The organism is Dyella sp. (assembly GCF_036568765.1).
In the GTDB taxonomy this organism is placed as follows: domain Bacteria; phylum Pseudomonadota; class Gammaproteobacteria; order Xanthomonadales; family Rhodanobacteraceae; genus GSA-30.
In genome coordinates, this window is the sequence record NZ_DATCRY010000028.1 from 1 (window position 1) to 22055 (window position 22055).

22 protein-coding genes and 2 pseudogenes are annotated in these 22055 nt (G+C 62.6%); 15 read left to right on the forward strand and 9 right to left on the reverse strand.

Features of this window, described 5'->3' with window-relative positions; genetic code table 11:
* Positions 1–180, forward strand: a pseudogene (locus tag VIM98_RS02500) (acetyl-CoA carboxylase carboxyl transferase subunit beta); the annotation flags it as partial.
* Between the two features lie 812 nt (positions 181–992).
* Here the strand turns inward: VIM98_RS02500 and VIM98_RS02505 are convergent.
* Together VIM98_RS02505 and VIM98_RS02510 are read right to left on the reverse strand one after the other, a co-directional pair.
* The gene (locus VIM98_RS02505; protein WP_331991513.1) at positions 993–1544 is read right to left on the reverse strand and encodes a phosphatase PAP2 family protein; all 552 of its coding nucleotides are present in this window, start codon (positions 1542–1544) and stop codon (positions 993–995) included.
* Complete coding sequence (locus tag VIM98_RS02510; protein WP_331991514.1) at positions 1516–2673, reverse strand: glycosyltransferase family 1 protein; 1158 nt, start codon at positions 2671–2673, stop codon at positions 1516–1518. Before VIM98_RS02510 ends, VIM98_RS02505 begins: the two co-directional genes overlap by 29 nt.
* Before the next feature lie 185 nt (positions 2674–2858).
* On the opposite strand from VIM98_RS02510, the gene VIM98_RS02515 reads away from it, so the two are divergent.
* Complete coding sequence (locus VIM98_RS02515) at positions 2859–3293, forward strand: DUF4399 domain-containing protein (protein ID WP_331991515.1); 435 nt, start codon at positions 2859–2861, stop codon at positions 3291–3293.
* On the opposite strand, the gene VIM98_RS02520 is transcribed toward VIM98_RS02515, so the two are convergent.
* A complete protein-coding gene (locus VIM98_RS02520; RefSeq protein ID WP_331991516.1) occupies positions 3286–4791 on the reverse strand; it encodes an FAD-dependent monooxygenase in 1506 nt (501 codons plus the stop codon). The genes VIM98_RS02515 and VIM98_RS02520 overlap by 8 nt on opposite strands.
* 78 nt (positions 4792–4869) lie before the next feature.
* Here VIM98_RS02520 and VIM98_RS20630 point away from each other — a divergent pair.
* Positions 4870–5016: pseudogene (locus VIM98_RS20630) on the forward strand (TetR family transcriptional regulator); the annotation flags it as partial.
* Positions 5017–5028: 12 nt separating this feature from the next.
* Positions 5029–5508 carry a TetR/AcrR family transcriptional regulator C-terminal domain-containing protein gene (locus tag VIM98_RS02525; RefSeq protein ID WP_331991543.1) on the forward strand — a complete coding sequence of 160 codons (480 nt, stop codon included), beginning with the start codon at positions 5029–5031 and terminating at the stop codon, positions 5506–5508.
* On the opposite strand, the gene VIM98_RS02530 is transcribed toward VIM98_RS02525, so the two are convergent.
* Positions 5505–6287, reverse strand: coding sequence for a transporter (locus tag VIM98_RS02530; RefSeq protein WP_331991517.1), 783 nt, complete (start codon positions 6285–6287; stop codon positions 5505–5507). The two genes, VIM98_RS02525 and VIM98_RS02530, sit on opposite strands and share 4 nt — an antisense overlap.
* A 28-nt stretch (positions 6288–6315) precedes the next feature.
* Here VIM98_RS02530 and gltX point away from each other — a divergent pair, with 28 nt between their 5' ends.
* The 6 genes from gltX to VIM98_RS02560 all read left to right on the forward strand — a co-directional run bounded on the left by gltX (position 6316) and on the right by VIM98_RS02560 (position 10521).
* Positions 6316–7719, forward strand: a complete 1404-nt coding sequence (gene gltX, locus VIM98_RS02535; RefSeq protein WP_331991518.1) for a glutamate--tRNA ligase — start codon at positions 6316–6318, stop codon at positions 7717–7719.
* 21 nt (positions 7720–7740) lie between these two features.
* Positions 7741–8013: a hypothetical protein gene (locus VIM98_RS02540; protein ID WP_331991519.1), complete on the forward strand. Its 273-nt coding sequence runs from the start codon at positions 7741–7743 to the stop codon at positions 8011–8013.
* A gap of 35 nt (positions 8014–8048) precedes the next feature.
* The gene (locus VIM98_RS02545) at positions 8049–8555 is read left to right on the forward strand and encodes a transcriptional repressor (RefSeq protein ID WP_331991520.1); all 507 of its coding nucleotides are present in this window, start codon (positions 8049–8051) and stop codon (positions 8553–8555) included.
* A 163-nt stretch (positions 8556–8718) separates the two neighbouring features.
* Positions 8719–9144 (forward strand): MerC domain-containing protein, encoded by a 426-nt coding sequence (locus VIM98_RS02550; RefSeq protein ID WP_331991521.1) that lies wholly within the window; start codon positions 8719–8721, stop codon positions 9142–9144.
* Between the two features lie 45 nt (positions 9145–9189).
* Positions 9190–10167 carry a cation diffusion facilitator family transporter gene (locus tag VIM98_RS02555; RefSeq protein WP_331991522.1) on the forward strand — a complete coding sequence of 326 codons (978 nt, stop codon included), beginning with the start codon at positions 9190–9192 and terminating at the stop codon, positions 10165–10167.
* A gap of 189 nt (positions 10168–10356) precedes the next feature.
* The gene (locus tag VIM98_RS02560) at positions 10357–10521 is read left to right on the forward strand and encodes a 30S ribosomal protein THX (protein WP_331991523.1); all 165 of its coding nucleotides are present in this window, start codon (positions 10357–10359) and stop codon (positions 10519–10521) included.
* Between the two features lie 206 nt (positions 10522–10727).
* Here VIM98_RS02560 and VIM98_RS02565 read toward each other — a convergent pair whose 3' ends face one another.
* The 4 genes from VIM98_RS02565 to VIM98_RS02580 form a co-directional block, all read right to left on the reverse strand.
* Positions 10728–11816, reverse strand: a complete 1089-nt coding sequence (locus VIM98_RS02565) for an FkbM family methyltransferase (RefSeq protein WP_331991524.1) — start codon at positions 11814–11816, stop codon at positions 10728–10730.
* A 772-nt stretch (positions 11817–12588) separates the two neighbouring features.
* The gene (gene hutI, locus VIM98_RS02570) at positions 12589–13806 is read right to left on the reverse strand and encodes an imidazolonepropionase (RefSeq protein WP_331991525.1); all 1218 of its coding nucleotides are present in this window, start codon (positions 13804–13806) and stop codon (positions 12589–12591) included.
* The gene (locus VIM98_RS02575; protein WP_414650178.1) at positions 13803–15179 is read right to left on the reverse strand and encodes a chloride channel protein; all 1377 of its coding nucleotides are present in this window, start codon (positions 15177–15179) and stop codon (positions 13803–13805) included. The genes hutI and VIM98_RS02575 overlap by 4 nt, the downstream gene beginning before the upstream one ends.
* Positions 15176–16750, reverse strand: coding sequence for a bifunctional GNAT family N-acetyltransferase/carbon-nitrogen hydrolase family protein (locus VIM98_RS02580; protein WP_331991526.1), 1575 nt, complete (start codon positions 16748–16750; stop codon positions 15176–15178). Before VIM98_RS02580 ends, VIM98_RS02575 begins: the two co-directional genes overlap by 4 nt.
* Positions 16751–16855: 105 nt before the next feature.
* On the opposite strand from VIM98_RS02580, the gene VIM98_RS02585 reads away from it, so the two are divergent.
* From VIM98_RS02585 to VIM98_RS02595, 3 genes are all read left to right on the forward strand, one after another.
* Complete coding sequence (locus tag VIM98_RS02585; RefSeq protein WP_331991527.1) at positions 16856–18223, forward strand: formimidoylglutamate deiminase; 1368 nt, start codon at positions 16856–16858, stop codon at positions 18221–18223.
* 125 nt (positions 18224–18348) lie between these two features.
* Complete coding sequence (locus VIM98_RS02590) at positions 18349–18513, forward strand: hypothetical protein (RefSeq protein ID WP_331991528.1); 165 nt, start codon at positions 18349–18351, stop codon at positions 18511–18513.
* Between the two features lie 39 nt (positions 18514–18552).
* The gene (locus VIM98_RS02595) at positions 18553–19041 is read left to right on the forward strand and encodes an aldo/keto reductase (RefSeq protein ID WP_331991529.1); all 489 of its coding nucleotides are present in this window, start codon (positions 18553–18555) and stop codon (positions 19039–19041) included.
* A gap of 214 nt (positions 19042–19255) precedes the next feature.
* Here the strand turns inward: VIM98_RS02595 and VIM98_RS02600 are convergent, their stop codons facing one another.
* Entirely contained in the window at positions 19256–19777 is a 522-nt protein-coding gene (locus VIM98_RS02600; RefSeq protein WP_331991530.1) for a Spy/CpxP family protein refolding chaperone, read from the reverse strand.
* A 214-nt stretch (positions 19778–19991) separates the two neighbouring features.
* On the opposite strand from VIM98_RS02600, the gene VIM98_RS02605 reads away from it, so the two are divergent.
* Positions 19992–20681, forward strand: coding sequence for a response regulator transcription factor (locus VIM98_RS02605; protein ID WP_331991531.1), 690 nt, complete (start codon positions 19992–19994; stop codon positions 20679–20681).
* The gene (locus VIM98_RS02610) at positions 20678–22042 is read left to right on the forward strand and encodes a HAMP domain-containing sensor histidine kinase (protein ID WP_331991532.1); all 1365 of its coding nucleotides are present in this window, start codon (positions 20678–20680) and stop codon (positions 22040–22042) included. The genes VIM98_RS02605 and VIM98_RS02610 overlap by 4 nt, the downstream gene beginning before the upstream one ends.
* The last annotated feature ends 13 nt before the right edge of the window (positions 22043–22055 follow it).

The window sequence follows — 22055 nt, forward strand, 5'->3', positions numbered from 1 at the left end:
GGTTTTGCCGGTCCTCGTGTGATCGAGCAGACGGTACGCGAGACGCTGCCGGAAGGCTTCCAGCGCTCGGAGTTCCTGCTTGAGCACGGGGCGATCGACATGATCGTCGACCGGCGCGAGATGCGGGATAAGTTGGCTGACGTGCTTGGGTTGTTGATGAAAGCGCCGCGGGCTGCCTGACGATATCTGATACGCGCGAAGAGCGGCAGATGCCGCTCTCCAAGTCATGGCGCTTATGCGCTCCGGCCAGGGTCGCGTGGTTACCGATGAGCCACGAAGAGCTGGCTGCTCGCTTGCGCATCGCAACCTTCCCCCAACCCTCCCCCTGGCAAAACCAAGGGAGAGGAGGCAGTCCGCGCAAGCGCAGAGTATTGAGGCTTACCTCAGTGTGCTCCTTCTCCCTGGCTTTGCCGGGGGCTGGGGTGAGGGGGGCGTGCGAAGCGATAGGTCGACGATAGCCACGCGATTTCTATCTGTTCGATCGCACGGCGAGCGAGCAGGCCCGCAACGTCACGCATGTTTTCCACAGCTTCTGTGGATGCCCTCTGAGCAACCCTGTGGACAAGCACGTTTCCATGCTTTGTCGTCAATCACTTGCTACATGCTGATCAAATCATGCGCATGCATGCGGGGTTTTCCACAGCGATTGTGGATGCAGCGTGGGCAAGCCTGTGGAAAAGCCTGGTTCGGTACTTGCACAACAAGCACTTGCTACGCGTTGATCGAAAGATGAGCAGCGTGGAGGTACAGTTTTCCACAGCAACTGTGGATGAGCGGTGGTAGAAAGCTGTGGAAAAGCTATCTATCTCATTGACGCTGCAAGTATCGGCGACACATTGCAGAAAGTTTGCTCAGTGCTCGCACACACGGCCTTGCATGTTTTCCACAGCATCTGTGGACAGATGCCGATGCAAACGTGTGGAAAAGCGACTTATCTTGTTGATGCCGCTTGCATCGTCGACGCGTTGCGGAAGTTTTGCGCAGCGCGTCGCTTACATCAGCGAAGACAGATACAGCGAGAGCGTTCCCAGGCCGCTGCCGATCAGGATGGCAGCGACGACATCGGTCGGATAATGCAAGCCGAGGATCACGCGCGATGCGGCCACCAATGCGGTGAAACTCAGCAGTAGCGGTGCGAGCAGCGGATACCAGGCCAGCGCGACGACGGTGAAGCTCACCGCTTGCAAGGTGTGGCCGGAAGGAAAACTGAATTCATCCAGCGGGGGCACGTGGGCGATCACGCCAGGGCAGGCGCGAAAAGGACGCGGGCGGCGCGTCCAGCGCTTGAGCAGGCGATAGAGCAGGAGGGCGGTCAATCCTGTAGCAGCCATCTGCAATGCCGCGAGCCGGCCATGACGTCCATCGACCAAGGCCAATGCAATCATCAGCCCGTACCAGAACATGCCGTCGCCCAGACGGCTGATGATGCCGAAGAACACACCCACGGCACGGCGCGCGCCCCAATGATTGGCCGCAACGCAAAGTCGCCGGTCGAAGGCGAATCGCGGCAGTACTTCAGACGGCGGCAGCGGCGTGGTGTTCATGGGAATTCTCCTCACCGAGTCGGCGCAGCAGGGTCTCGAAATCGCGGATAACCGCATCAGGGGAAAGACTGAGCACGCTCTCGCGCGCGGAGAGAGCAAGCGTGCGCAGGCGGGCCGGGTGCGTGGCCAGTTCGACGGCTGCGGAGACGAAGCCGGCCTCGTCTCCGCTGTCCACGCAATAACCATTGACTCCGTCGAACAAGTGCTCGCGTGCAGCGCCTTCCCGATAAGCCACCACCGGCAGTCCGGCGGCAAGTGCTTCCAGGATGACGTTGCCGAAGGTTTCGCTCAGCGACGGGAAAACGAACATATCGGCGCTGGCGTAATGCCGCGCCAGAGCCTCGCCTCGCTGCATGCCGACGAAGATGAAATCCGGATGGTTGCGTTGCAGTGCTTCGCGTGCCGGACCATCGCCGACCCACACGTAGCGTGCGCGGGGGATCTGCTGCTGGATGGCGCGGAAGCTACGCACCGCCAGGTCAAGATTTTTTTCAGGCGCGATGCGACCTACGTAAAGCACTACCGGCGCGTCGTCGCCGGCCTGCCAGACGGAGCGCAGGGCATCGTCGCGGTATTGGGGATTGAACTGCTGTGTATCGACCGCGCGGCGAAGCAGGTGGGCGGTGGTTACGCCCATCGCAGTCAGTTCATTCGCCAGCGCGGTGGTGGGTACGAGGGTTTTTGCCGCACGGTTATGGAAGCGGCGCAAATAGCTACGCACGGTTGGCGTGAGAAAACCCACGCCGTAGTGATCGGCATACGTGTCGAAGCGCGTATGGAAGCCGGTGGCGATGGGAATGCCCATGTTTTTGGCGGTGCGCACGGCCGACCAGCCTAGTGGACCCTCGGTCGCCACGTAGATCGCATCGGGGCGCTGTCGCTGCCAGCGTTGCCGTAGCAGACGACCGGCTGGCAGGCCGAATCGCAGGCCCGGATAGCGTGGCAAGGCGGCACCGCGGACCTCCAGGGTCTCGATGCCGGCCTCGTCGCTGAAGGGAAGGGTTTGACGTGGCCGAATCAGGTCCACGCTGTGCCCATGCAACGCCAATCCCGCAGCAAGGCTGTGCACGGTCAATGCCACGCCGTTGATTTCGGGAGGATAGGTCTCGCTGACAATGCCGATGCGCATGAGAGTTTTCGGTCGCTGGCCCGGCGTAGATTCGTCGCAGGGGATTGCGCAAGGATGGCGGAGCGGTTACATCCTGGTGACGGCTGTCATGAGAGATACGCCGTCTCCTCCGGCAGGCCTGGGCGTTACACTGATGCCGGCTCTCCTTTTTCCCATAAAAGGATTTCCCCCACATGGAGCTCACGATGAAACATATCCTGCTTGCCGCGGCCCTCACCATGCTTGCAGCCCCGGTACTGGCTGCCGATGCGCCCGGGCTGCCGATCACCAAGGCACCCGCGGGTGCCGAGGTCTATATTGTCTCGCCTAAGGACGGTGCGACTGTCGGCCAGTCAGTCACGGTGGTATTCGGCCTGAAAGGCATGGGCGTGGCACCCGCCGGCGTAAAGAAAGAAGGCACAGGCCATCATCACTTGCTGGTCGATGTGAAGGACCTGCCGGCCGCGGGTCAGCCCATTCCGCTGGACGATAACCATCTTCACTTCGGCAAAGGCCAGACCGAGACCATACTCAAGTTGAGCCCGGGCACGCACACCCTCCAACTGGAAATGGGCGACGAAAACCACATCCCGTTCGATCCGGCCGTGGTGTCGAAGAAGATCACCATCCACGTCAAGTAGGCAGCAAACGCCGCAGGTATGTCAGTACCGGTTCGGCGTCCGCCACCGTGGCGGCCATTCCGATATGGCCGTCCGGCCGGATGACGAACAAGGTATCCCTCGCGACATTGTAGGCTCGTGCAGCGTGGCCTGCCGTGTCTTGTGTGTGCATGGCATCGACGATCACACCATGGACGCGATGGCCGAAGGCTGCTTCGGCTTGGGCCAGTACGTCGCACCAGTAGGCGCCGAAAGCCAGCAGGGTGGCGTGGGTGCCGCGAAAGCGGTCGAACAGTCGATGCTCGCCGCGCGCGTCACGCAAGCCGCTGGCGTCGGGCGCACGATCGCCGGCGCTGACGTTACCAGGGTATGGGCGGCATTCGCTGGCCAATGCGCCGTGCCTGTAATTGATCGCCAACTGCAGCGTTTCCTCGTCGCGGCGCTCGCCCAGGGCGCGATTGGCACCGGAGAAGTGCAGTCGACTGGACAAGCCGAGGATCCATCGCGCCACCGGCAGGCGTTCCTCTTCGTAAGTGTCCAGCAGCGTGGCATCCGCGCCGCCGATCGCCGCGGCTAGTTTCCAGCCAAGGTTGTGTGCATCCTGGATGCCGGTATTCATGCCCTGGCCGCCAGCCGGCGAATGCACGTGTGCCGCATCGCCAGCGACGAAGACACGGCCTGCGCGATAACGATCGACCATGCGCACATTGGCTCGCCACAGTGACAACCAGCGCGGTTCGCTCAGGCGAATGTCATTGCGCCCCGTGCGTTCTTCGACAATGCGCTGATAGAGCGCGAGCGAAGGTTGTTCCTGCATGTCCGGATCGACCGAGGCCTGAAACTGGAACAGGTCGGTGCTCGGCAACGGTGCCAATGCAAGAAAGCCGTCGGCGCCACGCCAAGTATGCCAGTGCTCGCGATCCAGGCCGGTTGCGTGGACGTCGCCGACCAGCATGCGATGTTGGTCGAGCGTCTCGCCCTCGAAGGCGATTCCGGCCAGTTTGCGTGTGGTGCTGCGCCCGCCATCGCAACCGACCAGCCAGTCGGCCTCGAACGTTTCGATCGTGCCATCGGCATAAGCGGTCGTGACGAACACGCTGTTGCCGCGGTCGTTCAGCGTCTGCAACGCAATGCCGTATTCCACGCGGCCGCCCAGCGCGGCGAGTTTGCCGCGCAGCAGACTTTCCACGCGCCACTGAGGAATGAGCAATGGGGACGCGTAAGGCGTGTCCGGGCGCGGTTCCCGTCCCTCGTGCATATCGAAATCGCGTGGGCCATCGGGGCCATAGAAGCGGATCGGCAGATGGAAGCGTCCATGTGCGATCACGTCGGCGACGATGCCGAGGTTGTCGAAAATCTCCAGGGTGCGCGGCTGCACGCCTTTGCCGCGAGAGCCCTCGAATGGCGCAGGCGCCGCATCGATCAGCCGGAAACCGATGCCGCGCCGAGCCAGCTCGCAAGCCAGGGTCAAACCAGTCGGACCGGCACCGACAATCAGGACAGGGACGGAAGAAGCCATGAAAAAAGTCTCCAAACTAACGCCGTTAGGGATTAAAATCTAACATGATTAGATTGAACTAACAACGTTAGGTAAGGCATGAGGACCGACCGCGAATCCGTCGTAAAAGCCGGGCTTAAGCTTTTGAATGAAAAGGGCCTTGAGGGATTGACTCTGCGCGGAATCGCGGCCGAACTGGGGGTTAAGGCTCCGAGTCTTTACTGGCGGTTCAAGAGCAAGCAGGACTTGGTGGACGACATGGCCACCTCGGTGCTGGCCGATTTGGCGGCCGAACTCGGTCAAGCGGACGTGGGCGACTGGCGGGAGATCAGCCTGCGCTTCGGCATCGCATTGCGCCGCAGCCTGCTCAAATACCGCGACGGTGCGCGCATGGTGGGCGGCTCGCATATGAACGACCACAGCATGTACGGCCCGATGGAACGTGCGCTGGAAATCTTCCAGGCCGCCGGCATCTCCCCGGCCGACGCCGCGGTCTGCCTGGGTAGCGTAAACAGCTATGTCATTGGCTTTACGCTGGAAGAGCAGGCGGTGCTGTCGCCCGAAGGCGAACGCGATCCGCGTTATGCGCTGGATCGGCGCGAGGAGCGCATGGATGCAACGCGCTTTCCTCTGTCGCGCAGCATCGGACCCGAACTGTTCGATGGCTACGATGCGCGTTTCGAACGCGGTTTGCGCGCGATCGTGGCCGGCTTTGCGGCCGAGTTCGCCAGCGCTTAGGGGCCAGCGAAGTACACCGCCACGCCCAAGCCGCCTTCCCAGTCGTTGGCGTCCCCGGCCACGCGCCGCCGCCACCAGGCATCCCATTGCACGCGCGCGTTGGGCTGCCATGTGAAGCCATTGCCCAACTGCATGCCGCTGCGTCCGTCTTCATGCACCGCAGCTGCTTCGCCGTAGACGCCCCAATGCTTGTCGAGAGCGATATTGTAATCGGCCGCTAGCTGGTAACTCGACTGGTTACCGCTGCGCTGGTCCTGTGCGAAGTAGCTCCATTGATGATCTTCGTCTACTTGTTGCACCGCGACCAGGCCCAGTGTGTACTGACGGCGATCGTTGCGAATGCCGCGGGCGCCATCGGTGAATTCCATGGTGCCGAGCACGCCCCAGCTCCAGGCATCGCTGGCCGAGGGGAGCCCAAGCTTGAGTCCGAGCGTGCTGTCGCCGCGGCCATGCATCACGGTGGAACTGGTCGCCTCCCGCTCGCTTAACCGATTGAAGGGCGTGCTGCCCAACTGCAATTCCAGGTGCGCCCCCAGGCCGATGCGCAACAGGCTGTCCGTGCTGTACAAGCTGCTGCGCGTGCCGCTGTCGTTGCCAAGCGTCCAGGTAGGCAATCCTTGCTCAAGCGCCAGGCCACCGGCAGGCAGGGCACCCGGTGCGAAGCCGTACCCAGGCCGGTCGAAGCCGGGGGCATCATCGGCCAGCGCCGGGCCAGCGACGATCGCCATGCCGAGTAACAAGTAACGGACGAGATGTCCGCTATATCCGTTAAAATCCATCTTTTCGCTTCGCGCCCCCTGACCGCTCATGACCGTTCGCACCCGTTTTGCCCCCAGTCCCACCGGTTTCCTGCATATCGGCGGAGCCCGCACCGCGCTTTACTGCTGGCTCGAAGCGCGCCGTCGCGGCGGCCAGTTTGCGCTGCGCATCGAGGATACCGACCGGGAACGCTCCACCGACGAAGCGGTGCGGGCCATTCTCGATGCGATGCACTGGCTGCAACTGGACGCGGACGAAGCCCCTGTCTACCAGACCCACCGCCTTGCGCGCTACAAGGAAGTGGCCGATCGCCTGCTCGCTGAGGGCAAGGCCTATTACGCCTACGAGAGCAAGGACGAGATCGAAGCCATGCGCGAGGCGGCGATGGCACGTGGCGAGAAGCCGCGCTACAACGGTTATTACCGCGATCGCAACGAGCCTTATCGCGACGATCCGAACCGCGTCATCCGCTTCAAGAACCCGCTGGAAGGCAGCGTCGTATTCGAGGACAAGGTCAAGGGGCGGGTGGAGTGGGCCAATGCCGAGCTGGACGATCTGGTGATCTTCCGCTCGGACGGATGGCCGACCTACAACTTTGCCGTGGTGGTGGACGACATCGACATGGGCATCACCGAAGTGATCCGCGGCGACGACCACGTCAACAACACGCCTCGGCAGATCAACATCTATCGCGCGCTTGGCGCGCCGGTGCCGGAGTTCGCGCACCTGCCGATGATCCTCGGTCAGGAAGGCAAGAAGCTGTCCAAGCGCACCAACTCGGTCAGCGTCATGGAATACCGCGATGCCGGTTTTCTACCTCATGCGCTGCTCAACTACCTGGTTCGCCTGGGCTGGTCGCATGGCGATCAGGAAATCTTCTCGCGTGAGGAAATGACGCGGCTGTTCGATATCGGCGATGTCAACAAGGCCGCGTCGCGCTTCGACGTCGAGAAGCTTGCCTGGCTCAACCAGCATTACCTCAAGAACGACGCGCCCGAATCGATCGTGCCGGAATTCACCTGGCACCTGGAGCGTGCCGGCTTCGATATCGCCAAGGGACCGGCGCCGGCCGATGTCATTGTCGCCTTGCGCGACCGCGTGCAGACCCTGAAGGAAATGGCCGAGCGCGCCAAGATCTGGTACGGCCCGATTGTCGAGTGGGACGACAAGGCGGTGGCCAAACATCTCAAGAACGACAGCGCCGTGGCGGTACTCGAGGCGGCACGCACGGGTCTGGAAGCATTGCCGGAATGGACCCCTGCGGCGATCCATGGCGTGGTCGAGCAGATCGCCGCGACACTGGAGCTGGGCATGGGCAAGATTGCCCAGCCGTTGCGCGTGGCGATGACCGGAACCCAGGTATCGCCCTCGATCGACCATACGGTGTACCTGGCCGGGCGCAACGAGGCCCTCGCGCGCATCGGTGTGGCCTTGACCAAGGCGCAGGGCTGATGCCGCGCCGGCGCGCGCGATATGGATGAGCTCCTGCAGAAGGCGACCCAGGGCGTCGACCTCGACGACCCTGGTGCCGTCTGGCAGATCTTCGCCAATCTTATGGGCTTGGTGCCCTGGATATCGCTGTTCTGGTGGACCGTGGCATTCATCGCGGTCGGCGCGCTACTTGGCTGGTGGCGCGGACGGTTGTGGGAAGGCATCTGGCTATCGGCCGTGCTGGGACCGATCGGCTGGGTCGTCGTGCTGCGACCGAAGAAACCGCGGGTGGAGCCGCCTCCGCTGCCGAGGTAGCCCCCTGTAAAACGGCCTTTGCCGCCCCCAGTGTTATGATCGATCCCGAGGTGACTGCATTGACCCACAGCGCAACCAGCAAAACCCACGCCCATCATCATCACGATGATCCGGAAGGTTTCGTCCGCGCCGTCGAAGAGGCGAGCGAGGAGCGCGGCCTGCGGTTGACGCCGCTACGCAAGGAAGTACTCGAGCTGATCGCCGCTGCCGGCAAGCCAGTCAAGGCTTACGACCTGCTCGACCAGTTACGCGAAAGGCATGGCAATGCCGCGCCGCCGACGGTTTATCGTGCGCTGGATTTCTTGCTCGAGCACCAGTTCATTCATAAGCTCGAATCGATCAATGCCTTCGTGTCCTGCCACCATCCGGCCGAGGCGCACCAGGTTCCTTTCCTGATCTGCGATGTATGCTCCAGTGCTCAGGAAGTCTGCGACGAACGAGTTGCTGAGCTGATCGACGCTCAGGCCAAGGCGTTCGGGTTCCGCGCCCAAGGGCAGACCCTGGAAGTGCATGGCGTCTGCAAGGATTGCCGCAAGGGCTAAGGGAGCCCAGGGCTCGTTCGATCGAAAGGCGCGATGGGCACATCGCGCCTTTTTTGATTCGGTTAGCTGCCCAAGGGAGGGAAACGGCCTCTGGCGTTTTTGCTTGTTACATTATAACATGTCACTCTATCCCCTCCCTCCTGCTTCTGCCGCCCAAATCCCCATGGACTCTGAGCAAGTAAGCAAATCCCGTGTATGGTCGTTTGCCGACAGGGTCGGCGCGATAGCCTCCTTTCTCTGTGCGATTCACTGCGCAGCTTTGCCGTTCGTGTTGAGCGTGCTGCCATTCATTGGCTTGGAGTTCCTGGCCGATCATCGCTTCGAGCGTGGATTCGTGCTGTTCGCCAGCGCACTGGCGTTGTTCGCGCTCGGCAATGGCTATCGGCGACACCGCCGTCCTTTTCCATTGCTGCTGGCGCTGCCGGGCCTGTGCCTCTTGGTGCTGGGCGTGACTTATGCCGAGCATTATTCGATTGCCATGCATAGCGTGATGGTGACCTGCGGCGGCTTGCTGCTGGCGACGGCGCACTTCTTCAATCTGCGCATCGATCGCCAGCTCAGTCACGCGCATCATGGCCATGCGCACTGAGGCTCGTGATTGTGTAACGGCGTGCCGGCTCCCTAGCATTCGCACATGACTTCCGCTCACGCGCATTCGCACGATCGCCACGATCACGCGCACCACGATCACGATCATGCTCACGATCGCAACCACGCCGCCGTTGCGGGGCAGGGGCGCGAGCGCAAGCTGATTTTTGCCTTCGTCCTAACCACGCTGATGATGGTGGCCGAGGCAGTCGGCGGCTGGTGGTCCGGTTCGCTGGCACTTTTGGCCGACGCGGGCCATATGCTGGTCGATTCACTGGCGCTGCTGCTGGCCGTGGTCGGTGTCTGGCTGGCAAAAAAGCCCGCCGACGCGCGGCGTACCTATGGCTACGGGCGGCTGGAAGTTCTGGCCGGCTTCGTCAATGCGCTGACCCAGTTCGTGCTGGTGGCCTTTATTGCGTACGAGGCGATCGAGCGCCTGTTTCATCCAGGCGAGATCCTCTCCGGCATCATGCTGGTGGTCGCTTTGATCGGCCTCGCCGTCAATGTGATTGTGCTGCGCACCTTGCACGGCCACGCACACGACGATGTCAATCTTGCCGGTGCAACGCTGCATGTGCTGGGCGATTTGCTCGGCTCGGTCGCCGCGGTACTGGCAGCGCTGGCGGTGCGTTGGCTCGGCTGGAACTGGGCCGATCCGGTGCTTTCGCTGCTGGTTTCGCTATTGATCCTCGGCAGTGCCTGGGGTCTGCTGCGTCGGTCCGCGCACATCCTGCTCGAAGGCGTGCCCGATGGCATGAGCACCGAGGAAATCACAGAGGTCCTGCGTGGTGCGGATGTCACCATTCGCGATGTGCATCACGTGCACGTCTGGCAGCTGGCCTCGGGGTCGCGCATGGCGACTCTGCATGCCGAACTCAGCGAGGTCGGCGAGCAAGCGCAGGCGTTGGCGGCAATCAAGCGCGTCCTGAGCGAGCGCTTCGGTATTCAGCATGCCACGGTGCAGATCGATCCAGGCCCTTGTCCTGACGAGCCCGCAGGCTGTGCCGGACATGGGCATCGCTGAGAAGCACAGCTAGCTTTCTCAGCATCGTCTCCCCCTGACTTTAAGCTGACTTTAAGCAGCCAGAGGGCCGAATGGCCTGAGGGGGCGCTCATGATGCGCAGGTAAGCGTAGACCGCTTGCTCTTGCGCTTTACACCCGCACTGCTACGATGCTCGACCGTCCATTTTTTCAGCTAGCAGGAGTACCGTCATGGGTAAGGGCGATCGTAGGACCCGTCGTGGCAAGACCTATCGTGGCAGCTACGGCATCAGCCGTTTGCATAGCGCCAAGCCGGCGGTTGCCGGTGCGAAGGAGACCGTGACGAAGCCGGCCACCGCCGCCAAGAAGGCTGCGCCGAAGAAGAAGTCGGCCTGAGGCAAGCCTCCGGACCGCAACGAAGCCCCCTTTTCGGGGGCTTTTTTGTGCCCGAGATTAGCCTGGTACGGTAGACGGAGTACAACGGCCAGAGCAGGCGTATAGCGATCCGCGGTTCCTGTGTCCGTTGGCGTGGTGCTTCCATGTCCATGGCCTGGGTACTGCGTTCGACCGGGAGGGTATCGATCCTGCGCGCCTTCGAGACGTTATAACTCGAGCCGGGCCTCCAGTTCGAACCGACTTTCCACCGGCGCGGCAACCACATTCTCCAGCACGCATCCCGGGAAGACATTGGTGCCGTGCCCGGCATAGTTATCCAAGTTGTAGAAATACGGCGCATGGGACCAGCAGCGATAGCCCAAGTCTTTCAGCGCCTGGATTTCCTGTTCTACGCGCGCAATGCCCCCCAGGCGGGCATAGATCACCGGGCGATGCTCCCGGATGGTTTCGATCGCACCGGCCAGCAAGTCCACCAGAGCGCCGGGAATATTGACTTTGATCAGGTCAAGCCCTTCCAATCCGAGTTCGTCGATGGCGGCCACCGCAACTGTCTCGTCGCGTGCATCGGTGCGTCCGAAAGAGGGCAGGGAGGAAAGCGCTGTCTGCCCTTTGGTACGACCGAGCCAAAATGGGTGTGTGTAGACATTGCCAAGGCCATTGATCGCGATATTCGCACACATGCGCTGGAAGCCGATGCGGCAAGGGTCGGCGACGTGGACCTTGCCGCTTTCGCCGACGGCACGCGAAAGCCACAGCGCATGCGCACCGTACTGGCCGCCGAGTTCGAGCACGCGGTGCCCTTCCTTGACAAGGCTGCCAAGCAAGCCGATCTCATGTTCGGCCCATTCGCCATATAGCTCCAGAGACCGGGCGATGGGATTGTCGGCCGGCACCGAGGCGGCCAGCCCATAGCGGGTGTTCCAGAACTGCGGTGCGGTATCCAGGGCGATGCGCTTGTTCATCGAGTTCGTCATCCGTGAGTGAGTCGTTGATTCGGGGCCGGCCTGCGGCTGGCGATGTTTTTCTTCAGAGGGCTGGGCACGTGCTTGCCGATGCGCATCGAGCGATGCGACAGACGGAGTGCGATGAGGCGCGCTCGACGCGGAGAGCGCGGCGTCGGCGTTGTCCACGGCGGGCACGCTGTCCACGGTTTCGATTGCGATCGGCGCTTCCTCATCGAAGTAAGCCGGCGGCAAGTTCCATGGCAAGGTATCCAGCTCCATTCGGTCGTCGGCATCGAGACGGAGCATCGGGGTGAAATCGACCGAAAAAAGCAAAGAGCTGGACTGTCGCATGGAAGTATCCGTTGGGGTCTGCTCGGGAAAGCGGGCAGTAGCCGCATGGCGTGCAAGAGCGTGGTTTATGGATTTGCGTGGGCTCGCGCACCGTGGCGATCCACGCGCGTGTGCCTTGACTCTGCGTTGTCCATGCGAAAACGCGGCTGCCACGGCGACCGATAAGACTGCGCCGAGGCACCAGTGGCCGAGGTGCTCGAATCGCGGTTCGCCGGTGGCGGAAGCGTGCGGGATTGCGGCCGCTTCGGTGCTGGCCGTATCGATAGCCGGGTAAGCCATCGCCCATGGAGCTGGAACGAGAGATGCAGGTGTCGATGCTGACGCCTTCGGAGGAGCGGGCTTCCAGGGTGAATCAGATCCCCTCAGGCCAACCGGTCCGATATCGATCGTGCTCACGAGTGGCGCAGTAAGCACGGGCACCTCCGGAAGACGGCTGTTCTCGCTCTGTGTCGGTAGATCCTTCATTGCATCGAGCGTGATCGCGGTAACCGAGTTTCCGCGACGCATGCAGCCACTGAGTACCACGCCCGTCATTACCGCGCCCATGGACAGCAATCCGCCGATAGCGGAGGACGACGAATGCAAGCGGTAGAAAGCCAATGTCGATCCTTGACGGGCGGCGTGCCGAGATGTTCGCTTGGAGAGGATTCAACCTTACAAAAGCGCTGGCCGAAAATCTTTCGGACATGGCCTAGCGGAATCTACACGAGTAAATACGCGGCGATGGCGGTGTAGAGACAGAAAACTCATCGGACACCGCCGTTTTTTCCTGTCAGCCTAATTCCAGCATTTCGCCGCCAACATAAACGTTGCTTAGCAACGATCCGCCGATCCAGTAGCACAGCTCCGCAGGACGACGAACGTTCCACACGGCGAGGTCGGCGCGCTTACCTGTCGCCAAGATGCCGCGGTCGGCCAGATTGAGCGCGCGTGCCGCATGCACCGTCACGCCGCGCAAAGCCTCTTCCGGTGTAAGCCGAAACAAGGTACATGCCATGCTCGCTGCCAGGCGCAGCGAAAGCAATGGCGAGGTGCCCGGATTGCAATCGGTGGCAACTGCCATCGGCACGCCGTTGGCGCGCAGGGCATCGATCGGCGGCAATCGCGTTTCGCGCAAGGCATAGAATGCTCCCGGTAGCAGTACTGCCACGGTACCTGCGCCTGCCATGGCGGCGATGCCGGCATCGCTCAGATATTCCAGGTGGTCGGCCGACAATCCGCTGTATTCGGCCACCAGTGCAGCGCCTTCCTGGTCGGACAATTGTTCGGCATGCAGCTTTACCGGCAATCCGAGTCCCCGTGCGCGCTCGAAGACTCGGCGGATTTCTTCGCGGGTAAAGCCGATGTTCTCGCAAAAGGCATCGACGGCATCGACCAGCCCTTGTTCGGCAAGCGCCGGTAGCATCCGCTCGCAGACCTCGTCCACGTAAGCGTCGCGACGATCCTTATGCGAAGCGGGCAAGGCGTGCAGGCCGAGGAAAGTGGTGCGTACATCGATACCCAGCGAGAGCCCGATGCGGCGCGCGACCTCGAGCATACGGCGTTCGCTATCCAGCTCCAGGCCGTAACCGGATTTGATTTCCAGCGTGGTGACACCATCGGCGAGCAAGGCGCGGGCGCGCGGTAAGGATTGCTCCAGCAATGCATCGGTCGATGCCGTGCGGGTAGCGCCGACGGTCGAGGCGATACCGCCGCCGGCCCGGGCGATATCTTCGTAGCTGGCGCCATTCAGACGCAGATCGAATTCATGCGCGCGATCGCCGCCGAAGACCAGATGCGTATGGCAGTCGATCAAGCCAGGCGTGACCAGCGCACCTTCCAGATCGACGACGTGCTCTGCACGGGCCTGCGGCGGCAAGTCTGCCTGTGCGCCGACCCAGGCGATGAGGCCTTCCTTCAGGGCGATCGCACCATGGCCGATCAGTCCATAAGGGGCATCGCCGTCGAAGGTGGCAAGCTCGGCATTCAGTAGCAAGGTGTCCCAGGTCATGCGGCGGGATTCTCCTTAGGCGAATCCGTGCGCTGTCGCTCGTATTCGCTCATGAGCTTCTCCGCCAGCGCTTTATAAACCGGCTTGCGGCAGAGCAGCGTAGAGACAGTGCGTGCCACCAGGCAGGTCGCCATGATCGGCAGGGCCATCTGCTGGTTGGCGGTCAATTCCATCGAGATTACCGTGGCCGTCAGCGGCGCCTGGGTTACGCCGGAGAGATAAGCGGCCATCGCCAGCAGGACGATCGACGATGGATCGACGCCGGGCAGCAGGCGCGCGATATCGCTGCCCAGCCCGGCGCCGACTGCCAGCGCGGGCGAGAAGATGCCGCCGGGAATGCCGGCCCAGTAAGAGGCGATATTGCCGAGAAACTTGAGCGCGCCGAAATCGCCGGCAGGATCGGCGTGGCCCTCGAGCAAAGCTTTGGCCTGCGCGTAGCCGGTGCCATAGAGCCCGTCGGGTACGAGTTGGCTGAGCAACACCAGGGCAAGCCCGCAAGCGGCGGCAAATAAGATGGGTTGACGCGCGCGCAAGCGACCGATGATGCCGCGCAGGCCGCGGTCGCTGGGCAGGATCAGGCGAGCGAACAGCCCGCCCGCCAGGCCGCAGATCACACCGGTAGCAAGCACAGCCCACCAGGCGTTACCCAGGGGCAAGGCGATGTCGAAATGACCGAAGTAGGCGTAGTTGCCCAGGATGCCCAGTGAGACCAGGCCAGCGATGAACACTGCCGTGAGTAACGTACCGCTCACGCGATGTTCGAACGAGCCGCTCATTTCCTCGATGGCGAACACCACTCCTGCAAGCGGCGTGTTGAAAGCGGCGGCCAGGCCCGCGGCCGCGCCAGCCAGGATAAAGCGGCCGGCAGCTGCCGGTTCGGCAAAGCCGAAACGGCGGCCGAGCGAATAAAGTAGTCCGGCGGCAACGTGCACGGTCGGTCCTTCGCGCCCTACCGATGCGCCGCCGAGCAGAGCGGCAAGCGTCAACCCTAGCTTGCCGATCGCCACGCGCAGGCTGAGCTGGGTCGCACGAAAGCGTTCGTCCTCGATTTTCAGCGCGGCCATCGCCTGCGGAATGCCCGAGCCGCGGGTCGGTCTAAGTGCACCCGAGGTAAGCCATGCCAGCACGGCGAATGTCGCTGGTGTAACGACGAACGCCCAGTAGCGGCCGTGCACCAACAGCGCGCGAAACAGCTCGAACGCATAGTCGGCGGCACGGGCGAAGCCGACCGCGGCCAGGCCGACCAGTACTGCGCCGCTCCAAAACAGGATGCGGCGACGCCATTGCTGCGGCGAGAACAGATCGTGGTCGGCGATCAGCTGCCGCAGTCGATCCGGCGACCGCGGATTTTCCGGTTGTTCAGGTGTGCTCACTTACGGATGTCCGGTTTGCGTGTCCAGCGGGTTTCGTAGAGATCGAATCGACGATCCTTGAGGTTCTGCACCGCGCCGGAATTGCGCGCGCGTGCCAGGTTCTCGAGGCTCAGATCGGCGAACAGTACGGTTTCGATGTTCGGTGTCGAATCGGCGGCGACACCGTCGCGCGCGAACGGGAAATCGCTAGGGGTCAAGATGCAGCTCTGGCCATACTGGATGTCGAAGTTGTTGACACCAGGCAGGTTGCCGACGTTGCCCGATAGCACCACATAGCACTGGTTCTCGATCGCTCGTGCCTGAGAGCAATAACGCACCCGCAGATAGCCTTCGCGTACGTCCGTGCAGAACGGTACGAACAGGATCAGCGCACCCTGGTCGGTGAGGTGGCGCGCGACTTCGGGGAATTCGGAGTCGTAGCAGATCATCACGCCAATCGGGCCGCAGTCGGTCTGGATCGTCGCGGCCGTATCTCCGCCGGTAATGCTCCACACGGTGCGCTCGCTCGGCGTCGGGTGCAGCTTTTCGCGTTCGTGCAGCGAGCCGTCGCGCAGGCAGACATAGCAGACGTTATGGATATCGCCGTTGGCCTGTTCAGTGGGATGCGAGCCGGCGATGATATTGATGTTGTAGTGCACAGCCAGCCGCGTGAATAGTTCCTTCACTTGCGGCGTGTAATGGCTGAGCTTGCGGATCGCCTCGACCGGCGACAGCTCTTCGTTTTCGATCGACAGCAGTTGCAGCGTGATCAGTTCGGGAAAGGTGACGAAATCGGCGTTGTAGTCGGCGGCGATATCGGTGAAGTACTCGACCTGGGTGGCGAACTCCTCGAAGGACGAGATGCGTCGCTGTTGGTATTGCACCGAAGCGACGCGCACGGAGTCGGGCAGGCGTTGCGGCGTCGGTATGGAGGGCGTATCCGGATGGTTGAGCAGACGTGGATTGCGCCAGACCAGATGTGCCGCGTAGCCGAGGGAGTCGTAGTCGGAGGGCACATAGCCCTTGAGCAGACCGATCACCTGGAACTCGTTACTGAGCTGGAAGCTCAGGGTGAGGTCGCGGCGCTTGCCTTCGACCACGGCCTGTACGTAGGCCTCCGCGGAACCGTAGCGCTGGATGTTCCTGGCGAGCCCGGGAATGCGACCGCCGAAGACGATGCCGCGCAATTTGAGCTCGGTGCACAGGCGCTTGCGTGCCTGATAAAGGCGCTGGCCGATGCGCATGCCGCGGAAATCCGGATGGACCACCACTTCCATGCCGTACAGCCAGTTGCCGTCGGCCTTGTGGCGAGAAGCCATGCCCCCGCCGGTGATCTGCATCCAGGTATGGGGCGACAGCGCGGTAGTTTCGTCGACGCGAAACGTGGCGCAGTAGCCGACGATCTGCCCTTCGTACGCCACCACGAACTGGCCTTCGGCGAAGTGCGTCTGCTGGGAGCGGAGCATTTCTTCCGAATGACCCCATTCGGGGGTATAGACACGGGCGGTCAGGTCGACCAGGGCGGGTACGTCGGCAGCGACGGCTTGACGCACCAGCAACTTGGGGGTGTGCTCGGGGGGTTTTTTGGCCATGTGGGCAATTATGAATGAAATGGCCGGCGGGCGTGCCCACGTGGCACGGCAAGCGTCTGTGCTTCCTCTACACTTTGCACGATCTTCGCGAGGAAATTGAAGGCCATGTCCGAAAGCATCCATACGCGCAACTACCGTGCCGATCGACTCTGGCTGGGCGAAGGCTGGAGCGAGGACGGCGCGCTTGCGGTGGATTCGACCGGCCATCTAGGGGCGACCGAAGGCCCGGCCGAGCGCATCGGCGGCTGGGTGCTTCCAGGCATGCCCAATCTGCATTCGCACGCCTTCCAGCGGGCCATGGCCGGTTTGGCCGAGCGCAAAGGGCGCAGCGACGACAGCTTCTGGACCTGGCGCGAAACGATGTATGCCTTTGCCGCGGCGATCGGGCCGGAGCAATTGAAGGCGATTGCCGCGCAGCTCTATGTGGAAATGCTCAAGGCGGGCTATACGCACGTCTGCGAGTTTCATTACCTGCATCACCAGCCGGATGGGACGCCTTACGGACAGCCTGAGGCGATGTCGCTGGCGCTCATCGAAGCGGCACGCGAAACCGGAATCGCAATGACTCTTTTGCCCGTGCTGTACATGAGCGGCGGTTTCGACGGGCGGCCTTTGGCACCGCGACAGCGCCGCTTCGGGCATCGGGTCGATAGCTACCTGCGCCTGCTCGACAGCCTCAAGCAGTACGAAGCAGCGGATCTGCGTATTGGCGTGGCTCTGCACTCATTGCGTGCGGTGCCGGAGGCAGCCATGCGCGAGGTGCTCGCCGCCGAGCCAGTACGCGATCTGCCGATCCATATCCATATCGCCGAGCAGATCGGCGAAGTGCAGGATTGCTTGGCTACGCGCGGTGCGCGTCCAGTGGAATGGTTGCTCGATCACGCCGATGTCGATGCGCGTTGGTGCCTGGTGCATGCGACGCATCTGGAAGATAACGAAGTATCGCGGTTGGCGCGTAGCGGTGCGGTGGCTGGCCTGTGTCCGACGACCGAGGCGAATCTCGGCGACGGCTTGTTTCCGCTGGCAGACTATCTCGACGCTGGCGGCACACTCGGTATCGGTTCGGATTCGCATATCTCCGTATCGCCGGTGGAAGAATTGCGTTGGCTCGAATATGGCCAGCGCCTGGCTACCAGGCACCGCAATATCGCGGCACGGCATGAACACGACAGCGTCGGTGAAACCTTGTGGCGCGCAGCGTTGCGCGGCGGTGCCCGCGCGGCAGGGCTGCCTATCGGCGCATTGCGCGAAGGCACGCGTGCAGACGCCATTGTGCTCGATGACGATGCGCCGCAATTGGCCGCACGCAGTGTCGGCGCTGCCATGGACAGCTTCTTGTTCGCCGGCAACCGTCCGCTGGTGCGCGATGTGATGGCTGGCGGCCAGTGGGTAGTGCGCGACTTCTGTCATCGTGACGAAGCGGGTATTGCCTCGCGTTATCGCAGTGTTGTCGAGCAACTTGCCGCCAGCTGAATGTACGGCATTTAAAGTGCCCGATTGGCATGAACGGAAGTTATCGCTGCTCGTTCCTGCGCGTCATCGCCAAATTCGTCGATCGCGTTTCCCACGCATGAGTTTCCACGAAACAGGAGTGGTCCATGCGTCGCTTGATGATGATCTGCCTTGCCGCCGTCACCTTGTTCGCCAGCACCGCCGCGCTGACCGGTTGCGTCGTCGTGGCGCCGCGTCATCCGCACTATGAGCGCGTGTGGGTGCCGGGGCATTGGGAAGGTCGTGCCTGGGTGGATGGACACTATCGTTGATGTCATTGGAGGCACTGGATTGGGCAAACGCGGAATCCGGTGCCTTCGACTTGCCACGACAGCTACAACACTGTTTCCAATCGTTTCCGCATATATGCACTTGTTTCTCTGGTGAATCTGCACCTGGAGTACTCGCTGATCGAGCGTCATATCGAACACGAATACACGGCGTTCGCCACCCAACTGGGTATGGGCATCACGGCATGGAGTCCGTTAGGCATGGGATTGCTGTCGGGTAAGCATCGTCCCTCCCGGCACGGGCGGCGATACCGGCGAGGGGCGTCTGGCGAAAGTGGCCGGCGCCTGGATTCGACCGGTTTACCGAGCCGTTGTTGGCGCATCGTGGCGGAATTGGCGCAGGTGGCCGAGGCGTTCGCCAAGCCGATGGCGCAGGTTGCCTTGAACTGGGTCGCCAACCGCCCGGGCGTCGGCTCGGTCATTGTGGGTGCTACGAAGCTGGCGCAGCTGGAAGACCATCTTGCCGCGTTGGATTTCAGCCTTCCAGAAGCGCTGCGTCAGCGCCTGTAGCTAGCGTTCCAGAGCGTCCCTTTCCGTACTACATGTTCGGCGATGTGCATCAGTCGCGCGTTCACCGTGACGTAGCGGTAGGCGATAAGCCGCCAGGCTCTACGCCTCCTGTCCATGTCCCCGCGCAACAAGCGCCATCGCTCGGCCCCGATCGATCCTGAAAATCGGCAAAAAAAGCCGCCGGCTTGCACCGGCGGCTCGTCGCATGCAGTTTTTACTGCGCGGACTGGGTGGAACCGTTGGCCTGCTGGGCGTGCTGCTGCTTCCACTGCTGCATGCGTTGCTGGCGCTCTGCGCGCATGGTGGCGAGCTGCGACTTCTGCGCGCTGGTCAGGACGTTGTAGATCTGCGCGCGGGTGGCGGCACCCTGGGTCACGCGGGCCTGGGTCAAGGCGGCCTCAGCCTGGGCGAGGCTGGCTGCGGCCTGCTGGTAGCCCGCGGCATCCGGTGTCAGCGCTTCGAAAGCGGCGCGCTGCTGGTGCACTGCTTGCATCTGCGGCTTGAGCTGGCTGAAGCCCTGCTTGAAGATCTGCTTGACCTGGGCTTTCTGGTCGTCGGTCAGATTAAGCTTCTTCAGTGCCATGAACGCGCCGTGGTGACCGCGATGGCCGCCATGCTGCCAACCGGCGTGCTGGCCGGCAGTCGGGGTCCCGTCCTGCTGCGGGGCGGCAAAGACCAGCGCCGAGCAACCCAGGGCAGCGGTCAGCAGGATGGAAAGGGGAAGGATCTTGCGCATGGTGTTTGCTCCTCGTTGGGGGGACGTCACTTGCGACATATTGGACGACACCGGCACGTTTAAGATCTTTGCGATCGGGTAAAGATCGGTAAAGCTGTGGTTGGAAAGGGCATTTCACGCCCTGCCAAGCCCCTAACCTTAGGCCGCGCCGCAAGATCTCGCCCTGCGCGGCTGCCCGCTTTACCCTGTCCTCACTACTTTCCATATCAGACCCATGCCCCGAATCCTTATTGCCGATGACGACCGCGAACTGTGCGGCCTGCTGGCCGAATACCTGCGCCGTGAAGGTCTGCAGGTGGATGTCGTGCATGACGGCGCATCCGCCCTGGCGTATTTGCGCGATCCGGCCATGCGGCCGGATCTGGTGATCCTGGACGTCATGATGCCGGGACAGAACGGGCTCGATACCTTGCGCGAACTCCGGCTGCAGCATCGCTTGCCGGTGATCATGCTGTCGGCGCGAGGCGAGCCGGTCGACCGGGTGGTCGGCCTGGAGCTGGGGGCCGACGATTATCTGGCCAAGCCCTGCTTGCCGCGTGAGCTGTTGGCGCGGGTGCGTGCGCAACTGCGCCGCCATACCGTGGAAGGGGCGGCAACGCTGACCATCGGCCAATTGCGCCTGTTGCCCGGCGAGCGGCGCGCTTACGTGAACGAGCAGGAGCTCAGCCTCACCGGTGCGGAGTTCTTGTTGCTGCTGACACTGGCGCAACGCGCCGGCGAAGTGATCGACAAGGCGACGCTTACCCGTGCCGCGTTGGGGCGCGAGCTGGAACGGTTCGATCGCAGCGTCGATGTACATGTCAGTCGCTTGCGCCACAAACTGGCCGAGGCGGAAGAAACCTCGTTGCGCATCGAGTCGGTGCGAGGCGCCGGCTATGTGCTGGCGGGCGGTGCGCGAGCATGATCCGCTTCAATAGCCCGTTCCGCAGTCCGTTATTCTGGCGTTTGCTTCTGTGGTTCTGTGCGGTGAACCTGCTAGCCTTGTTGCTGGGCGGTGTGCTCACCCGGCGCTTTATCGAATACTCCTCCGCGCAGGATGTAGATTGGCCCTCGATCGCGCAGGCTGCGACGCAGGCGTACGAGACCGGTGGCAAAGACGGGTTCGATGCCTGGGCGCGCCAGCAACGCCGCGAAGGTGTCGATGTCACGCTGTATGAAGACGGTCAGCCACTGCGGATCCTGCGTCTGCCCACGTCGTTGCGTGAGCAATTGCCGGGTTTGCTCGATGCCCAGCGCGATGTGCAACTCGAACCGTGGCCCGGTTACTACCTTGCCGTGCAACAGATCACTGGCAGTGACGGTACGGTGCGGCAAATGGTGGCCACCAGCAGCTCGCGCGCTCGTGTCTCGCCACGTACGCGGCAACAGATCTTCCTGGCCGTGCAATTGGGCTTGTCGCTGCTGTTCATCGCCATCGCCGGCTGGTGGGTCGCGCGCGGCGTCGCGCGCCCCGTGGATGTGCTGCGCGATGCCACGCGGCGCATGGCCGCGGGTGAGTTCTCCGCGCGCATCGGCGCGCCCTGGAGCAGCCAGCATGATGAGCTCGGCCAGCTCGCTCGCGATTTTAACGGCATGGCCGAGCGCATCGAAACCTTGATCGCACACGAGCGCGGAGTCTTGCAGGATCTCTCGCACGAGTTACGCTCGCCGCTGGCACGCCTGCACTTGATCATGGATCTGGCCCAACATAGCCACAGCTCCGGAGAGGCGGCAGGACATTTCGCCCATGCCGAGCGAGAAATTGTCAGGCTGGACCGCATGACCGGAGAAATGCTCGCGCTGTCGCGTCTGGAGGCTGGTTTGCCTGGCATGGAGCGCGAACCGGTACGTCTCGATGCGCTGCTGTCCGAGCGTCTGCACGCGGCAGAGCTCGATGCGCAGGCCAAACACATCGAGCTCGTGCGCGACAACCCGGCCGAAATCGTCGTGTACGGCAGTGCAATGCTTATCGACCGGGCGCTCGACAATCTGATCTCCAATGCAATCAAGTTTGCGCCAACGCAGAGCCGGATCGATGCACGGCTATCCGTCGATGGCGATAAAGCCGTACTGGGTATTCGCGATCGCGGCCCAGGCGTACCTGAGGAAGAGCTCGGCCTGATGTTCCGGCCGTTCTATCGCGGTAGCAATGCGTCGCGCGCGGAAGGCCACGGTCTGGGGTTGGCGATCGTTCAGCGCGTGGTGCACGCCCACGGCGGCGACATCCAGGCGCGTAACGCCGAAGGCGGCGGCCTGGACGTAGTCATGCGGTTGCCATTGGCCTGAGGCCCTTTCGTGG